This is a genomic window from Massilia soli (assembly GCF_016809835.1).
Classification (GTDB): domain Bacteria; phylum Pseudomonadota; class Gammaproteobacteria; order Burkholderiales; family Burkholderiaceae_D; genus Telluria_A; species Telluria_A soli.
The window spans coordinates 249795-262850 of record NZ_JAFBIL020000005.1 but is presented as its reverse complement, the minus strand read 5'-3'; the positions used below and the strand labels follow the sequence as shown (position 1 = coordinate 262850).

Genomic DNA, 13056 nt, shown 5'->3' with positions numbered 1-13056 from the left:
AACCTAATGGAAAACAACCAGGCCTGGCCTTACTTGTGCTGGGCCAGATGCCGCTCGATCTCGAACACATGCGGGTCGTCGAGGCCCAGTTCGCGCAGCGCGTGCGCCAGGTCCAGCAGATAATCGCGATTCGGGCCACTCGGGCCGGCCGATGATGCTATCTGGCGCGCGATATCGCGCTCATGCGCTTCCCCGAGGAAGGCAGCGTTATCGGCGGTGGCGATGTAGACGAGTCCTTCTTCGCTGTCGCCGGCCTCGAACTGAATGTCGATCGCCAGCCGCAGGTAGCCGTTCTTTTCGCGATGATCAAGATGCGCGAACACCTCCGGCGTAATCAGGTAAGCCATCCCTGCGCAGCGCGCGCCCGGCTGCGGAACCAGGGTCGCGACCCTGCCCGGCGCCGTCTCGGTGCCGCGATGATCGTGCGAGCCCTGCCAGAAGCGCCGCGTCCAGTTGTCGATATGCGCCGCGCGCCGCTCGATGAACGGAAAATCCGCCTTGAAAATCAGCGAGCCGTAACCGAACAGCCAGACCTTGTGATGGCCGTCGAACTTGTCCATGCGCTGGTTGATGGCGACGGTGTTGTGTGACATGTGCTTGCCCTGTTTGAACCAGCGCCCATTATAACGAGGGCGTCAGCCGCCGTTTTGCACCGGCATATTCCAGTCATGCGCTTCGACAAAGCGCAGCAGGAAGGCGATAAAGCTCTCGGCGGCAGGCGACGGCGAGCGGTTCTCGCGGGTGTACACGAAGAAGCGCCGCGTCAGTTCGGGTTCGCGCAACTGGCGCATGTGCAGCTTGTAGAGCTTGACCAGCGGTTCGGCGTACGGCAGGCACACCGTCACCCCGAGGTTCGCGGCCACCATGGCCAGCGCGGTTGTCATGAAGGTCACTTCGTTGGCAGGATTGAGCGGCACATCGCGCAGCGAGCTGTGCATGTCGCTCAGCAGCCGTTCGGTGAACTGGCCCTGCAGCGAGATGAACGGGTAGTCGGCCAGGTCTTGCCAGGTCACGCGTTCGCGCGCTTCCAGCGGATGCCCTTGCGGAAACACCAGCACGAACGGCATCTCGAACAGCACCGCCGCATCGATCTGCGCCGCCGCGTCGCGCTCGGGACCGATGCCGACATCGACTTCGCCGCTGGTCACGCGCGCGGTCACGTTCTCGACCGCGCAGTCGACCAGCTTGACCTGGATATCCGGATGCGCCGCGCGATAGGCGGCGATCACTTCGGGCAGCAGCGTGCACGCCATTAGTTGCGGGGCGGCGATACGCACCATCCCTTTTTTTAGCTTGGTATGATTGGCGACGTCGTTCAGCGCAGCGTCAAGATCGTCGATCATTTTCGAGAACAGCGGGTACAGCTCGCGGCCGATCTCTGTGAGCGCAATCTTGCGCGTGCTGCGGTCGACCAGGCGCGCGCCAAGCGTCTGCTCCAGCTCCTTGATCAGTCCGGACAGCGCCGCCTGCGTCACATGCATCTGCTCGGCCGCCAGCGTAAAACTGCCGGTCTTGGCCAGGAAAATCAGGGCGCGCATCTGGCGCAGGGTCGGATTCATAACGATAGCTAATAAATGATGTGGAAAATATTGTTTGTATGATAGTTCGTTTTACCCTCTAATAGCGTATTGGAATGGAGAGACCACCATGCAGATCAAACGAATTCACCACGTGGCATACCGCTGCAAGGACGCCAAGCAAACCGTCGAGTGGTACGGCAAGTACCTGAACATGGACTTCCAGCTGGCGATCGCCGAAGACAACGTACCGTCAACCGGCGCGCCCGACCCGTACATGCACGTTTTCCTCGACGCCGGCATGGGCAATGTGCTGGCCTTCTTCGAGCTGCCGACGCAGGCGCCGATGGGACGCGACCAGAACACGCCGTCCTGGGTCCAGCACCTGGCGCTGGAAGTCGAGTCGATGGATGCGATGCTGGCGACCAAAGAGCGGCTGCAGGCCGACGGCATCGACGTCATCGGCCCGACCGACCACACCATCTTCAAGTCGATCTACTTCTTCGATCCCAACGGCCACCGCCTCGAATTGTCGGTCAACACCGCCACCCCCGAGATGATGCGCAAGCTCGACGAGGTCAAGTGGGACATGCTCAACGAATGGGCCCAGACGCGCAAGGCGCCCAAGCACGCGGCCTGGATGCACACGTCCGCCGACGCCAAGAAAAACTACTAAGGCCAGACATGAAACTCGCTACTTTGAAAGCCGGCGGCCGCGACGGAACGCTGGTCGTGGTCAGCCGCGACCTGCGCCACTACCAGAAGGTGCCGAAGATCGCCGCAACCCTGCAGTTCGCACTGGACAACTGGGACCTGGTGGTCGAACGCCTTGAGACGGTGTATTCGAACCTGAACGACGGCAGCGCGTGGGACATGCAGCCGTTCGACGAAACGCAGTGCCACTCGCCGCTGCCGCGCGCCTACCAGTGGGCCGACGGCTCCGCCTACATCAACCACGTCGAGCTGGTACGCAAGGCGCGCAACGCCGAAGTGCCGGCCTCGTTCTACACCGATCCGCTGATGTACCAGGGCGGCTCCGATTCCTTCATCGGCCCGCACGACCCGATCTTCGCGTTATCCGAGGACTGGGGCATCGACCTGGAAGCCGAGGTGGCGGTCGTTACCGGCGAAGTGGACATGGGCGCCAGCGTCGACGCATGCGCGAAGGCGATCCGGCTGGTCATGCTGGTCAACGACGTCTCGCTGCGCAACCTGATTCCGAACGAGCTGGCCAAGGGCTTCGGCTTCTTCCAGTCGAAGGCGGCCAGCGCGTTTTCCCCGGTATGCGTCACCCCCGACGAGCTGGGCGCCGCATGGGCCGACGCCAAGCTGCGCCTGCCGATCAACGTGGCGCTGAACGGGCGCCCGTTCGGCAAGCCCAATGCCGGCGACGACATGACCTTCAACTTCGCCCAGCTGGTCGCCCATGCCGCGGCCACGCGCGAACTGGCCGCCGGCACCATCATCGGGTCGGGAACGGTATCGAACAAGCAGGGAAGCCTGCACGGTTCGAGCATCGAGAACGGCGGCGTGGGCTACTGCTGCCTGGCCGAAGTGCGCATGTACGAAACCATCGAGCATGGCGCGCCCAAGACGGCGTACCTGAAATTTGGCGACACCGTGCGCATCGAGATGTTCGACCAGCAGGGCGCCAGCATCTTCGGCGCGATCGACCAGAAGGTCGCCCACTACGAAGGGCGCCAGCGATGAAACTGTACACCTACTTTCGCAGCTCGGCGGCGTACCGGGTGCGGATCGCGCTGAACCTCAAGGGCCTGGCGTATGAGGCGGTTCCGGTGCACCTGCTGCGCAAGGGCGGCGAACAGCTGCAGCCGGCGTACCGTGCGATCAATCCTGCCGCAATGCTGCCGTCGCTGGAGGATGATGGCGGTGCGACGCTGACGCAGTCCGTGGCCATCATCGAGTACCTCGACGAGACCCATCCGGCGACGCCCTTGCTGCCGCCTGACCCGCTTGGCCGCGCGCGGGTGCGGTCGCTGGCGCTGACGGTGGCATGCGATATCCACCCGCTCGGCAATCTGCGGGTGCTGAAGTACCTGGTGCACGAACTGAAGGCGAGCGACGACGCCAAGGCCGCCTGGTCGCGCCACTGGATCGCGGAGGGCTTTGCCGCGCTGGAAGCGATGCTGGCGGGGTCCCCGCACACCGGGCGCTTCTGCCACGGCGACACGCCGACGCTGGCCGACTGCTGCCTGGTGCCGCAGGTGTTTAACGCCTTGCGCTTTGAGGTCGACCTGACGCGCTTCCCGACCATCTCGCGCATCCACGCCGCCTGCAGTGAACTCGACGCTTTTATCGCCGCGCATCCGTCGAAGCAGCTCGATTCCGAATAGCAGTACCGAGCCGGTACGGCGCCGTCCGCCGATTTTGATGTGCATCAAAGTCGCGCCCCCCCTCGAAGGCACACACTAGGCATTCGAATCGATGACCACGAGGGGGATATATGTACAAGCACATTCTGCTGCCGACCGATGGTTCGGCCGGCTCGGACGCCGCCATCCAGGCCGGCGTAAGCCTTGCTAAAGCGTTGGGCGCGCGGGTCACGGGGCTGCACGTGGTTCCGCCTTTCCATACTTTCACCTATCGTCCCGACATGATCGAAGACACGGAAGAACAGTACGAGAAAGAAAGCGAAGAGCAGGCGCGCAAGGTACTGCTCACCGTCGAAAAGCTAGCCCAGGAATGCGGCGTGCCATGCGACAGTGTCGTGGTGCGCTCCGACGACGTCCACGACGCCATCATCGCGACGGCCAGGGAGCGGCAATGCGACCTGATTGCGATGGCCTCGCACGGCCGCCGCGGTGTGCGTGCCTTATTGCTGGGAAGCGAAACACAAAAGGTCCTGACGCACAGCCTGGTGCCGGTGCTGGTGTACCGCTGACGCGCCATGGGCAAGCGGATTGTGCTGATTCAGGGGCATCCCGACCCCAACCGCGAGCACCTGTGCCATACGCTGGAAGACGCGTATGCCAGGGCGGCCGTGCTGGCCGGCCACGAGGTGCGGCATGTGCGCGTGGCCGAGCTTGATTTCCCCCTGTTGCGTACGCAGCAGGACTGGGAAAAAGGCGCCTTGCCCGGCGTGCTGCAAACGGCGCAGGATGATATCGGCTGGTGCGAGCACCTGGTGCTGCTGTTCCCGCTGTGGCTGGGCGATATGCCTGCGCTGCTGAAGGGTTTCCTGGAGCAGGTGGCACGGCCGGGTTTTGCGTTTCACGGCCAGGCCAGCAACCCGCTGACAGACAAGGTGCTGAAAGGCCGCTCGGCGCGCATCGTCGTTACGATGGGCATGCCGGCGCTGGTCTACCGCTGGTATTTTATGGCGCACAGCATCAAGTCGCTGGAGCGCAATATTTTAGGATTCGTCGGCATTTCACCGGTGCGCGAAACCCTGTTTGGCTTGGCGGGCAATGCCACCCATGACAAGGTGGCCGGCTGGGTCGACAAGATGGCGGAACTGGGGCGCAACGCGGCGTAGCCCGATCGGGTCGCGCCAGCGTGGCGCAACCCGGGCCTGTTCCGCGCTGCGTGAAACCGTTGCAGCTTAGTTCAGCTTGGCGCGGCTTCCTTCGGTCGGCGCCGAGATTTCTTCCAGCGCATCATCGGTCGTGCCGTCGTGGCGCACGGCGAAGTCACCCAGCGAGACGATGCCCACCAGCGAATGCGACGCCTGGTCGACCACCGGCACGCGGCGGATCTGGGCATCGCCCATTTCGCGCAGCACTTCGTCGACCGACTGCGACTCGTTGCAGGTGCGGACCTGCGGGCTCATGACGTCGCCCACGCGGGTGGTTTCCGGCGCCTGGCCTTTGGCCGTCGAGCGGATCGTGATATCGCGGTCGGTGATCATGCCGACCAGTTTCGGGCCGTCGCACACAGGCAGCGAACCGACATTGAGCTCATCCATCATCTCTGCGGCGCGGCGCACGGTTTCTTCCGGGCTAATGCTTTTGACGTCGCGGGTCATCACTTCTGAAATTTTTTGCATGAAAAGCCTCCGTAATTGCGATTGATATGCGAGCCGGCGCTAACCGGTTCTCCGTATGGTGTTGTCATAATGCCTTGTTTTTTTAAAAACTGACGCTTGCTTGAACACTGCCGTGCGCCAGCAGCGCCGGACCCTTGCGCTACAATCCCGGGTGTCCAACAAGCCCCCCCTGCAATGACCGCCAACCTTGTCCCCCAATCACTGCGCGACGCCTTGTCGCTGGCCCACCCGACGTGGCGGCCGCACCTGCTGCGCGGGCTGGAAGCGGTCGCGCGCGCCGACCCGGCTTATCTTCCGGCACTTGCCGAGGATGACTACTTGCCGACCGAGCAGCGCATCTTTGCCGCCTTCGCCCAGCCGCTGGGCGAGGTGCGCTACGTGCTGGTAGGGGAGGGACCGTACCCGCGCGCCGAGAGCGCAACCGGGGTGTGCTTCATGGATGGCGCGGTAGGCAGCCTGTGGTGCGCCACCGGCTTGTCGAAGCCGGTGAACCGGGCGACGTCGCTGCGCAATTTCATCAAGATGCTGCTAGTCGCCGATGGGCAACTTGACGGGGCGAGCACGGCTGCGCTGGCGATGCAGGCGGTTGCCGAACGGGCCCTGGCCAACGGCGCCATCGGCACCCTGGCCGAGCTGCAAGCCAACCTGACACGCCAGGGTTTCCTGCTGCTCAACGCTGCGCTGGTATTCCGGCCGCACGTGAAGCCCGCGGTCGATGCGCGCGCCTGGCTGCCTTTCCTTCAGACAGTGCTGGGCGCGCTTGCCGACTCGGCGCAAACCGCTCCCACCCTGGTGTTGTGGGGAAAAATCGCCGAACAGCTGAAGCAGTTGCGGGAGACGGAGCGCTTCCCGCAGCTGTGTTCCGAGCACCCGTACAACCTGTCGTTCATCACCAATGCCGGCATGCAAGACCTGTTCCGGCCGATGCGGCTGCTGCAGGCGGGCTAGCCGCCTGCGCAATGCCGTGACGTTGGCCGCTTAGTTGCAATTGCCCGGACGCCCGCAGATCAGGTTCCAGATCTGTACCCAGCGGTTGTCCGGGATCGACGAGCCCTGCACCTTCGGGTCGGTGCTGACGTAGCCGTACGAGGTGATGCCGACCACCCGGTTCTGTCCGGTATTGATGCCGGTGGCGCCGCCGCTCGCCTGGATGGCGAAGTTTTGCACCCATGGCCCGCCGCTGGAGCCGCCCCGCGCGTCCGACCCGTACTCGACATTGTTTGGCGCGGAGAGCTGGAAGTTGTTGCTCATCACGTTCTGCATCTTCTGGCAGCTGTCCAGGTTGCAAGGATAGCCAAGCTTGGACGTGTGGTTGCCGTTCAGGCTGAGGGTCTGCCAGCCGAGCCATCCGGTTACATTGCCCAGTTTGGTCAGCGGTCCGCCGCTGGTCATCGGCTGGTCGCCGAACTCGATCATGGCGTAATCGGCTGCATTCGGCACGCCGCCGCCGCCGAAGGCCCAGGCCCCGGTCACGACGACATAGCGCCAGTTCCAGGTCTTGAACGGCGCGGCGCCGTCGCGGAAGGACGGCACGAACACGAAGTTACTGTAGAAGCCGCCCGAGTCGCCGCTGTGGACGCAGTGGCCGGCGGTGGAGACCACCCGGCGCTGGATTACCGAGGCCGAGCAGACATAAGCGGCGTCGTCGATCGAGAAAAACAGTTTTCCGACCGTGCGGTACGGATAGGCGCGGTCGGCCGAATAGTTCGCTGCCGATCCGGTGTACATCGGGAACACGCGGGTGCTGGTGTAGGGCGCGCCGAAGGTTCCCTGGGCTTGCGGATCGACCTGGCCATTCAGCAAGCTCTTTTGCTCGAATTCATACAGTTGCTGCTCGTTCGGATCGAGGTGGATCGTCGGCGGCTGGGCGTCGCTGCTTTCCGGCTTGGCAGTGGGCTGGGCCGGCGGCGCGCCTTTTTTGTCCTGACCGGCCTTGGCCGCCGGCAGCGGCAGCGGCTTGGCCGACTTGAAGCGCTCGGGCGTCCAGTATTCCACCACGCTCTTGGGGTCGGCATTCTCCTTGCTCACTGGTTGGTCGGTGTGTGCCATCGCCGGGACCGCTGCTAGCAGGGCGATAGCCTGGGCGGTGGCGCATAAGACGGGAATTGGATGTTTCATTTTCATCCTCGCAGACGTGGGCGGATTACTGGGTTGGACCTGGTGACTGTGTATGCGTTGCGGCATCAAGCCTCGATCGAGGCGAATGTAGAGCTCGTCTACCACTGGATAGTAGTCACGTGGTTCCCTGACTGGGGGCGCGATCTGGCCTCGGCCTGACGGCGGTCAAGCAGAGTTGGATGGGATTCAATAGGAAAAATGCTGCGCCGCACATTTCGCATTCCCGGGGAGGAAAAGCCGGATGCGAAGACAAGGGCTGCGGAATTTGATATACTTGACTAAATCATTCAACTACTACGCTTCCCCGGGAATCAGCATGAGGACGTACGGTTGAATTGAGGGCAATATTTTATCACTACCGGGGTTGTGATGCGTCTGACCACAAAAGGCCGTTTTGCTGTAACTGCGATGATCGATCTTGCCATGCGTCAAGGCAAAGGTCCCGTCACGCTGTCGGGCATCAGCCAGCGCCAGGCGATTTCGCTGTCCTATTTGGAGCAGTTGTTCGGCAAGTTGCGCCGCCACGCCATCGTCGAGTCCATCCGCGGACCGGGCGGCGGCTACAGCCTGGCGCGCGAAGCGGGCAAAGTGACGGTGGCCGACATCATCATCGCGGTCGACGAGCCGCTCGATGCGACCCAGTGCGGCGGCAAGGAAACCTGCCACGGCGCCGATGCCGCAACCGGCGCGCGCTGCATGACGCACGAGCTATGGTCGACGCTGAACGAGAAAATGGTCGACTACCTCGACTCGGTGTCGCTGCAAGACCTGGTCGACCAGCAGAAGCAAAAGAGTGCCGAACAAAACGTCGTGGTGATGCACCGCAACAACGTCGCAGTCGGCCAAAACTGAAGCATATTGGAGTAAATTGATGAACGCGCCAGAAAAAAACATCGAGCAGAAATTCGTGCCAGCACCGCACTTCCCGATCTACATGGATTACTCGGCCACCACGCCGATCGACCCACGGGTAGCCGACAAGATGATTCCATTCCTGCGCGAGCAGTTTGGCAATCCGGCCTCGCGCAGCCACATGTATGGCTGGTCGGCGGAAGCCGCGGTCGAGGAAGCGCGCGGCCACGTCGCGGCGCTGGTCAATGCCGATCCGCGCGAAATCATCTGGACCTCCGGTGCGACCGAAAGCAATAACCTGGCGCTGAAAGGTGCTGCCCAGTTCTACAAGTCCAAGGGCAAGCACATCATCACCGTCAAGACCGAACACAAGGCGGTGCTCGACACCGTGCGCGAGCTGGAACGCGTCGGCTTCGACGCGACCTACCTCGAACCGCAAGACAACGGCCTGATTACCGTCGCCCAGCTGGAAGCGGCGATCCGTCCGGATACGATCCTGGTATCGGTCATGCTGGTCAATAATGAAATCGGCGTGATCCAGCCAATCGACGAAATCGGCGAGCTGTGCCGCGCGAAGGGCATCATCTTCCATTGCGACGCGGCCCAGGCCACCGGCAAGGTCGTGATCGACCTGCAAAAGACCAAATGCGACCTGATGACCTTCACCGCGCACAAGACCTACGGCCCGAAAGGCATCGGCGCGCTGTACGTGCGCCGCAAGCCGCGCGTGCGCCTTGAAGCGCAGATGCACGGCGGCGGCCATGAGCGCGGCCTGCGTTCGGGCACCTTGCCGACCCACCAGATCGCCGGCATGGGCGAAGCCTTCCGCATCGCCAAAGAAGAGATGGACAGCGAGATCGCCCACGTCACCGCGCTGCGCGACCGCCTGGCCAAGGGCCTGATGGAGATCGAAGAGGTCTACATCAACGGCGACATGGAGCACCGCGTGCCGCACAACCTGAACGTCAGTTTCAACTATGTCGAAGGCGAATCCCTGATCATGGCGATCAAGGACATCGCGGTGTCGTCAGGTTCGGCCTGTACTTCGGCCAGCCTGGAGCCATCGTATGTCCTGCGCGCCCTGGGCCGCAGCGACGAACTGGCGCACAGCTCGATCCGTTTCACCATCGGCCGCTTCTCGACCGAACAAGACATCGACTTCGCGATCAACCTGCTCAAGTCGAAGGTCGACAAGCTGCGCGAATTGTCGCCGCTGTGGGACATGCACAAGGAAGGGATCGACATTTCGACGATCCAATGGGCAGCCCACTAACCGCACGGAATTTTTAGGAGCATCAAAATGGCATACTCGGACAAAGTGTTGGATCACTACGAAAATCCACGTAACGTTGGCGCCTTCGGCAAAGACGACGGCGACGTCGGCACCGGCATGGTCGGCGCACCGGCATGCGGCGACGTGATGAAGCTGCAGATCAAGGTCGGCGCGGACGGCGTGATCGAGGACGCAAAGTTCAAGACCTACGGCTGCGGCTCGGCGATCGCATCGTCGTCGCTGGTCACCGAATGGGTCAAGGGCAAAACGCTCGACCAGGCGCTGTCGATCAAGAACACCCAGATCGCCGAAGAACTGGCGCTGCCGCCAGTGAAGATTCACTGCTCGATCCTGGCGGAAGACGCGATCAAGGCAGCCGTTGCCGACTACAAGACCAAGCATCCGGCTGTCGCTTAAAGCGAGGGAAATACCATGGCAATTACAGTGACCGATAAAGCTGCGAAGCACATCAACCGCTACATCGAACGCCGCGGCAAGGGCGTCGGGTTGCGGTTTGGCGTGCGCACGACAGGCTGCTCGGGCATGGCCTACAAGCTCGAGTACGTCGATGATGAAGGCACCGGCGACGACACGGTGTTCGAGTCGAACGGCGTCAAGGTATTCGTCGATCCGAAAAGCCTGCCGTTCATCGACGGCACCGAGCTCGATTTTGCGCGCGAAGGCCTGAACGAAGGCTTCCGCTTCAATAATCCGAACGTCAAGGACAACTGCGGCTGCGGCGAAAGCTTCCGCATTTAAGCGGGCGGTCATGCAGAATCACTTTGACCTGTTCCAGCTTCCGGCCACGTTCGCGCTCGACATGGGCGCGCTCGATTCGGCCTACCGCGACGTGCAGGGCCGCGTCCACCCAGACCGCTTCATCAACGCCACCGACGCTGAAAAGCGGGTCGCGATGCAGTGGGCCACCCGCGCCAACGAGGCTTACCAGACGCTGCGCAACCCGCAAAAGCGCGCGCAGTACCTGTGCGAGCTCAATGGCGTGGACCTGAATACGGAATCGAACACGGCGATGCCGATGGACTTCCTGATGCAGCAGATGGAATGGCGCGAGGCGCTTGGCGAGGCGAGGGCGGCGAAGGACAGCGATGCGCTTGACGCGCTCGACGAACAGGTCAAGGGCGAACGCAAGTCGCGGCTGGCGCTGGTCGGCACGCAGCTCGACGCGGGCGACTTCGACAGCGCGGCGCAGGGTGTTCGCGCGCTGATGTTCCTTGAAAAGTTCAGCGAAGAGGTTCACTACGCTTTCGAGGCGCTCGAAAGCTAAACAGCGTCGTTCCCGCGCAGGCGGGAACCTACGGCACATATGCTCAGCATGGGTTCCCTCCTGCGCGGGAACGACGACTTAGAATAATAAATCGGTACATCCAAATGGCACTTCTGCAAATCTCCGAACCTGGCATGTCGACCGCCCCGCACCAGCATCGCCTGGCGGTAGGCATCGACCTCGGTACCACCAACTCGCTGGTCGCATCGGTCCGCAGCGGCATCCCCGAGGTGCTCAGCGACGAAGAGGGCCGCCAGCTGCTGCCCTCGATCGTTCGCTACCTCCCGAACGGCAACGCGCACATCGGCCACAAGGCGCGCGCGCACCAGACCACCGATCCGCGCAACACCGTCGTATCGGTCAAGCGTTTCATGGGCCGTGGCCTCAAGGACATCGCCTACGCGGAAAACCTGCCGTACGACTTCCAGGACACGCCCGGCATGGTGCAGCTCAAGACCGTCGCCGGCGTCAAGAGCCCGGTCGAGATCTCCGCGCAAATCCTCGCCACCTTGCGCCAGATCGCGGAAGACTCGCTCGGCGACGAGCTGGTCGGCGCGGTGATTACCGTACCCGCCTACTTCGACGACGCGCAGCGCCAGGCCACCAAGGACGCGGCCCAGCTGGCCGGCCTGAACGTGCTGCGCCTGCTCAGCGAGCCAACCGCCGCTGCCATCGCCTACGGACTCGATCACGCTTCCGAAGGCATCTACGCGGTGTATGACCTCGGCGGCGGCACCTTCGACATCTCGATCCTCAAGCTGTCCAAAGGCGTGTTTGAAGTGCTGTCCACGGGCGGCGACTCCGCGCTCGGCGGCGACGACTTCGACCACCGCCTGTTCTGCTGGATCGTCGAACAGGCGAAACTGGCGCCGCTGTCGGACGAAGACACGGCGACCCTGATGGTCAAGGCGCGCCAGGCGAAAGAACTGCTGTCGACCAACCACCAGACCACCATCGACGCGATGCTCAATTCGGGCGAGATGGTGCACTTGAACGTGACGGCGGAGATCTTCGCCGAGATCACCAAACACCTGGTCGGCAAGACCATGACGGCGATTAAAAAGGCCATGCGCGACGCCAGCGTGTCGGTCGAAGACGTGGACGGCGTGGTGATGGTCGGCGGCGCCACCCGCATGCCGCACGTGCGCCGCGCGGTGACCGAGTTCTTCAAGACCATCCCGCACGCGAACATCGACCCGGACAAGGTAGTCGCCCTCGGCGCCGCCATCCAGGCCAACCTGCTGGCCGGTAACCGCGCCCCCGGCGATGACTGGCTGCTGCTGGACGTCACGCCGCTGTCGCTCGGCATCGAGACGATGGGCGGCCTGGTCGAAAAAATCATCCCGCGCAATTCGACCATCCCGTGCGCCCGCGCGCAGGAGTTCACCACATTCAAAGACGGCCAGACCGCGCTGGCGGTGCACGTGCTGCAAGGCGAGCGCGAGCTGGTGACCGATTGCCGTTCGCTGGCGCGCTTCGAGCTGCGCGGCATTCCGCCGATGGCCGCCGGCGCCGCGCGCATCCGCATCACCTACCAGGTCGATGCGGACGGCCTGCTGTCGGTATCGGCGCGCGAAACACGGTCCGGCGTCGAGGCGTCGATCACCGTCAAGCCGTCCTACGGGCTGGCCGACGACGACATCGCCCGCATGCTGCAGGATTCGTACACGTCGGCCAAGGAAGACATGCAGCTGCGCGCGCTGCGCGAAGAAGAAGTCGAGGCCGAGCGCATCCTGCTGGCGACCGATTCGGCGCTGAACGGCGACAGCGCGCTGCTGTCGGAACAAGAGCGCATCGAGATCGCCGCGCTGATGAACAAGGTGCGCGACGCCATCGCGATGCCGGTCGACCCTGCGGACGTCGCGCTCAAGCAGGCGGCGCTGCATTCGGCCGTGGCCGCCCTTGCGCAGGGCACCGAAGACTTTGCATCGCGCCGCATGGACCAGAGCGTGCGCAGCGCGCTGGCCGGCAAGAAGCTCGACGAAGTCTGAACGAATATATACAC

At 63.1% G+C, this 13056-nt stretch carries 16 protein-coding genes; 12 read left to right on the top strand and 4 right to left on the bottom strand.

Annotated elements, in window-relative coordinates; genetic code table 11:
- Nucleotides 1-29 precede the first annotated feature (29 nt).
- Both I4X03_RS13880 and I4X03_RS13875 read right to left on the bottom strand, forming a co-directional pair.
- Nucleotides 30-593, bottom strand: coding sequence for a gamma-glutamylcyclotransferase (locus tag I4X03_RS13880; protein ID WP_223468829.1), 564 nt, complete (start codon nucleotides 591-593; stop codon nucleotides 30-32).
- Nucleotides 594-635: 42 nt separating this feature from the next.
- A complete protein-coding gene (locus I4X03_RS13875) occupies nucleotides 636-1559 on the bottom strand; it encodes a LysR family transcriptional regulator (protein ID WP_223468828.1) in 924 nt (307 codons plus the stop codon).
- An 88-nt stretch (nucleotides 1560-1647) separates the two neighbouring features.
- On the opposite strand from I4X03_RS13875, the gene I4X03_RS13870 reads away from it, so the two are divergent.
- The 5 genes from I4X03_RS13870 to I4X03_RS13850 all read left to right on the top strand — a co-directional run bounded on the left by I4X03_RS13870 (nucleotide 1648) and on the right by I4X03_RS13850 (nucleotide 5013).
- Nucleotides 1648-2193 (top strand): VOC family protein, encoded by a 546-nt coding sequence (locus tag I4X03_RS13870; protein WP_223468827.1) that lies wholly within the window; start codon nucleotides 1648-1650, stop codon nucleotides 2191-2193.
- Between the two features lie 8 nt (nucleotides 2194-2201).
- The gene (locus tag I4X03_RS13865) at nucleotides 2202-3227 is read left to right on the top strand and encodes a fumarylacetoacetate hydrolase family protein (RefSeq protein WP_223468826.1); all 1026 of its coding nucleotides are present in this window, start codon (nucleotides 2202-2204) and stop codon (nucleotides 3225-3227) included.
- Nucleotides 3224-3871 carry a maleylacetoacetate isomerase gene (gene maiA, locus I4X03_RS13860; RefSeq protein ID WP_223468825.1) on the top strand — a complete coding sequence of 216 codons (648 nt, stop codon included), beginning with the start codon at nucleotides 3224-3226 and terminating at the stop codon, nucleotides 3869-3871. The genes I4X03_RS13865 and maiA overlap by 4 nt, the downstream gene beginning before the upstream one ends.
- A 110-nt stretch (nucleotides 3872-3981) precedes the next feature.
- The gene (locus I4X03_RS13855; protein WP_223468824.1) at nucleotides 3982-4419 is read left to right on the top strand and encodes a universal stress protein; all 438 of its coding nucleotides are present in this window, start codon (nucleotides 3982-3984) and stop codon (nucleotides 4417-4419) included.
- A gap of 6 nt (nucleotides 4420-4425) precedes the next feature.
- A complete protein-coding gene (locus I4X03_RS13850; protein ID WP_223468823.1) occupies nucleotides 4426-5013 on the top strand; it encodes an NAD(P)H-dependent oxidoreductase in 588 nt (195 codons plus the stop codon).
- A 66-nt stretch (nucleotides 5014-5079) separates the two neighbouring features.
- On the opposite strand, the gene I4X03_RS13845 is transcribed toward I4X03_RS13850, so the two are convergent.
- On the bottom strand, nucleotides 5080-5523 hold the full coding sequence (locus tag I4X03_RS13845; protein ID WP_223468822.1) for a CBS domain-containing protein: 444 nt from the start codon (nucleotides 5521-5523) through the stop codon (nucleotides 5080-5082).
- A 174-nt stretch (nucleotides 5524-5697) separates the two neighbouring features.
- Between I4X03_RS13845 and I4X03_RS13840 the strand changes: the two genes are divergently transcribed.
- The gene (locus tag I4X03_RS13840) at nucleotides 5698-6471 is read left to right on the top strand and encodes a uracil-DNA glycosylase family protein (protein ID WP_223468821.1); all 774 of its coding nucleotides are present in this window, start codon (nucleotides 5698-5700) and stop codon (nucleotides 6469-6471) included.
- A 30-nt stretch (nucleotides 6472-6501) separates the two neighbouring features.
- On the opposite strand, the gene I4X03_RS13835 is transcribed toward I4X03_RS13840, so the two are convergent.
- Nucleotides 6502-7572 (bottom strand): trypsin-like serine peptidase, encoded by a 1071-nt coding sequence (locus I4X03_RS13835; RefSeq protein ID WP_223468820.1) that lies wholly within the window; start codon nucleotides 7570-7572, stop codon nucleotides 6502-6504.
- 438 nt (nucleotides 7573-8010) lie between these two features.
- Here I4X03_RS13835 and iscR point away from each other — a divergent pair, with 438 nt between their 5' ends.
- The 6 genes from iscR (at nucleotide 8011) to hscA (ending at nucleotide 13042) form a co-directional block, all read left to right on the top strand.
- Nucleotides 8011-8493 carry a Fe-S cluster assembly transcriptional regulator IscR gene (gene iscR / locus I4X03_RS13830; RefSeq protein WP_223468819.1) on the top strand — a complete coding sequence of 161 codons (483 nt, stop codon included), beginning with the start codon at nucleotides 8011-8013 and terminating at the stop codon, nucleotides 8491-8493.
- Nucleotides 8494-8512: 19 nt separating this feature from the next.
- The gene (locus tag I4X03_RS13825) at nucleotides 8513-9766 is read left to right on the top strand and encodes an IscS subfamily cysteine desulfurase (protein WP_223468818.1); all 1254 of its coding nucleotides are present in this window, start codon (nucleotides 8513-8515) and stop codon (nucleotides 9764-9766) included.
- Nucleotides 9767-9793: 27 nt separating this feature from the next.
- A complete protein-coding gene (gene iscU / locus I4X03_RS13820) occupies nucleotides 9794-10183 on the top strand; it encodes a Fe-S cluster assembly scaffold IscU (RefSeq protein ID WP_223468817.1) in 390 nt (129 codons plus the stop codon).
- A gap of 15 nt (nucleotides 10184-10198) precedes the next feature.
- Nucleotides 10199-10525: an iron-sulfur cluster assembly protein IscA gene (gene iscA, locus I4X03_RS13815; RefSeq protein ID WP_223468816.1), complete on the top strand. Its 327-nt coding sequence runs from the start codon at nucleotides 10199-10201 to the stop codon at nucleotides 10523-10525.
- 10 nt (nucleotides 10526-10535) lie between these two features.
- Nucleotides 10536-11051 carry a Fe-S protein assembly co-chaperone HscB gene (gene hscB, locus I4X03_RS13810; protein ID WP_223468815.1) on the top strand — a complete coding sequence of 172 codons (516 nt, stop codon included), beginning with the start codon at nucleotides 10536-10538 and terminating at the stop codon, nucleotides 11049-11051.
- A 104-nt stretch (nucleotides 11052-11155) separates the two neighbouring features.
- On the top strand, nucleotides 11156-13042 hold the full coding sequence (gene hscA / locus I4X03_RS13805; protein WP_223468814.1) for a Fe-S protein assembly chaperone HscA: 1887 nt from the start codon (nucleotides 11156-11158) through the stop codon (nucleotides 13040-13042).
- Nucleotides 13043-13056 lie beyond the last annotated feature (14 nt).